This window comes from Streptomyces regalis (genome assembly GCF_001509475.1).
Taxonomy (GTDB): domain Bacteria; phylum Actinomycetota; class Actinomycetes; order Streptomycetales; family Streptomycetaceae; genus Streptomyces; species Streptomyces regalis.
The window spans coordinates 1-3,012 of record NZ_LLZG01000175.1; the positions used below are offsets into that span (position 1 = coordinate 1).

Below are 3,012 nucleotides of genomic sequence, written 5' to 3' on the forward strand. Positions count from 1 at the left end.
GACCCCCCGACCCCCCAACACCTCCACCGAACTCGCCCCAGAGGCCCGTTCGGAGGTCCGCTCACCCACCCCGACCGGCAATTCCACGGGCGCCACACCCAGCCGCACCGGCGTCTCCCTGTCCCGCGCCGAAGCGGTGACCGAGCGACGGCCGAACCCGGAGCCGGAACTCGTGCCCGCCGCCGCGCGGTCGTACAACTCCAGCAACTCCATGCCGCCCGGGGAGCTCCCCGGACCCGCGGTCCCGGCCCGACCCCGACCCCGGCGTGGGCGTCGCCGCACCGGCCTCATCGCCGCCGTCGGAATCGTCGCCGGGGGCGCCGTCGTGGCGGTCCTCCTGGCGACCAACCCCGGTTCACCGAAGGACAATCAGGCCGACTCCTCGTCATCGCCGTCATCATCGCCGTCCTCCCCCGGCAGCGCCCCGTCTCCGACGGTCGAGGGCACATCGAGGCCGCAGAGCCTGCCGCCCGGAGCGCGCCGGGAGGCGGGCGGGTTCGCGTGGGTGACGCCCGAGGGCTGGCGGCGGGACGTCAAGACGGGGTCGGAGGTGCACTACACCTCACCGGACGCCAGACAGGAACTCGCCGCCAAGTCGTCCTTGGCCCGCGACGACCTGATGGACTCCTGGCAGAAGTCGGAGGAGAACGCCCAGCAGGGCCAGTACCGCAAGATCCGCCTGGAACGGACGACGTTCCGCGGGCACCCGGCGGTCGTCTGGGAGTACACCTTCACTCTCCAGGGCGCCCCCTGGCACGCCCAACTGCTGGGCTTCACCGTGGACGGCAAGTCGTACCAGATCAACACCTGGTACCAGCCGGACATCGAGGCGCAGGCCCTCAGGACCTACGAGAAGGTGAGGGACAGCTTCACGGTGCTGTGACAGCACATGGTTCGCGACATGGGTCGGGACATGGTTCGGCGGGACATGGGTCGGGCCCTGAGGCGCGTACGCACGCACCTCAGGGCCCACCGGGCCAGGACGGCCAAGGACGACTACAGCAATCGGACCGACCGTCAGCCGGTCTTGACCTCGTCGCGCACCTCATCCGAGGCAGCCGCCGCGGCAGCCGCCGCACGCCCGCCGCGGAACCTCTGCTTCACGAAGGCGATGACCAGCACGACCGCCGCCACCAGCAGCGACAGCAGCACGGTCGAGCGCCCGTCGTGCTCGGTGTCGGTCAGCATGTAGCCGAGCACGAACACGATCAGCGCGGCCGTCGCCCAGGTCAGATAGGGGTACAGCCACATCCTCACGACCAGCTTCTCCGGCGCCTCGGCCTGGATGATCTTCCGCATGCGCAGCTGCGAGAAGCAGATCACCAGCCAGACGAACAGGGCGACAGCACCGGAGGAGTTGACGAGGAAGAGGAAGACGGAGTCGGGGAACTTGTAGTTGAAGAACACGGCCACGAAGCCGAACACGACCGACGCGAGGATCGCCGTCCGCGGCACGCCGTTGCCGGTCGTGCGGGCGAAGGCCTTCGGCGCGTCACCGCGCTGGCCGAGCGAGAAGGCCATGCGGGAGGCGGTGTAGAGGCCGGAGTTGAGGCAGGACAGCACCGAGGTCAGCACGATGAAGTTCATGATCTGACCGGCGTGCGGGATGCCGAGGGAGTCGAGCGCGGCCACGTACGAGCCGTCGTCCTTGATGGACTTGCTGTCCCAGGGCAGCAGGGCCACCACGACGAAGATCGAGCCGAGGTAGAAGACGGCGACCCGCCAGATGATGCTGTTGGTGGCCTTGGTGACGGCACGCTGCGGGTTCTCGGACTCACCGGCGGCGAGGGTGGCGATCTCGCTGCCCATGAAGGAGAAGACGACGAGCAGCACACCTGTGAGGATCGCACCTGCCCCGTTGGGCAGGAAGCCGCCGTGGTCGGTGAGGTTGCTCAGCCCGGCCTGATCGCTGTCGACGCCCGGCAGCAAGCCGAAGACGGCCAGTCCGCCGATGACGATGAAGGCGGCGATGGCGACGACCTTGATCCCGGCGAACCAGAACTCGAACTCGCCGTACGACCCGACGGAGACGAGGTTGGTGGCGGTCAGCACCACCATCACGATCAGTGCCCAGCCCCACTGCGGGACGGCCGGTATCCAGCCCTCCAGGATCTCCGCACCGGCGGTCGCCTCGACCGCCAGCACGACCACCCAGAAGAACCAGTACAGCCAGCCGATGGAGAAACCGGCCCAGGGCCCGAGCGCCCGGTCGGCGTGGGCGGAGAACGACCCGGACGTCGGGTTGGCCGCGGACATCTCACCGAGCATCCGCATCACCAGCACCACGAGCGTGCCGACGAGGGCGTAGGACAGGAGGATGCCGGGGCCGGCGGTGGCGATACCGGAGCTGGGCGCCGATGACGCCACCGATGGCGATCATGGACAGATGACGGTTCTTGAGTCCGGCCTGTAGGCCGTGGCCGCCTGCGGCCGGTTCGGCCGTCTTCTGGGTCGGCTGCGAAGTCATGGAAGGGATTTCCTTTGCGCCGTGGGGAGCGGTCCTCGCACGAGCGGTAGTGGTGCGGTGTACGAGTTGGACCAGTGAATCGGAGGGGAACGGATTCGGGAACCTTCGATTCATGATTGTTACTTGAGGTTTTCTTGAGCTTCCATTGCGTGCGTCACAATTGACCTGATCGACACCCGGCGCTGCCGCCCCGAAACAGCCGTGTCACACTCGTTCCATGCGCGTGTATCTCGGCTCCGACCATGCGGGCTTCGAACTCAAGAACCACCTCGTCGAATGGCTCAAAGCGGCGGGCCACGACCCGGTCGACTGCGGCCCCCACATCTACGACGCCCAGGACGACTACCCGCCCTTCTGCCTCCGCGCGGCGGAGAAGACGGCCGCGGACCCCGACGCCCTCGGCATCGTGATCGGCGGCTCGGGCAACGGCGAGCAGATCGCCGCGAACATCTCACCGAGCATCCGCATCACCAGCACCACGAGCGTGCCGACGAGGGCGTAGGACAGGAGGATGCCGGGGCCGGCGGTGGCGATACCGGAGCTGG

General features: G+C 68.2%; 3 pseudogenes. 2 read left to right on the plus strand and 1 reads right to left on the minus strand.

What is annotated here, in order from left to right:
• Positions 1 to 883, plus strand: a pseudogene (locus ADL12_RS20890) (serine/threonine protein kinase); the annotation flags it as partial.
• A 134-nt stretch (positions 884 to 1,017) separates the two neighbouring features.
• On the opposite strand, the pseudogene ADL12_RS20895 reads toward ADL12_RS20890, so the two are convergent.
• Positions 1,018 to 2,467 (minus strand): annotated as a pseudogene (locus tag ADL12_RS20895) (amino acid permease).
• A gap of 217 nt (positions 2,468 to 2,684) precedes the next feature.
• Between ADL12_RS20895 and ADL12_RS20900 the strand changes: the two are divergent.
• Positions 2,685 to 2,966: pseudogene (locus ADL12_RS20900) on the plus strand (RpiB/LacA/LacB family sugar-phosphate isomerase); the annotation flags it as partial.
• Between the last annotated feature and the right edge of the window lie 46 nt (positions 2,967 to 3,012).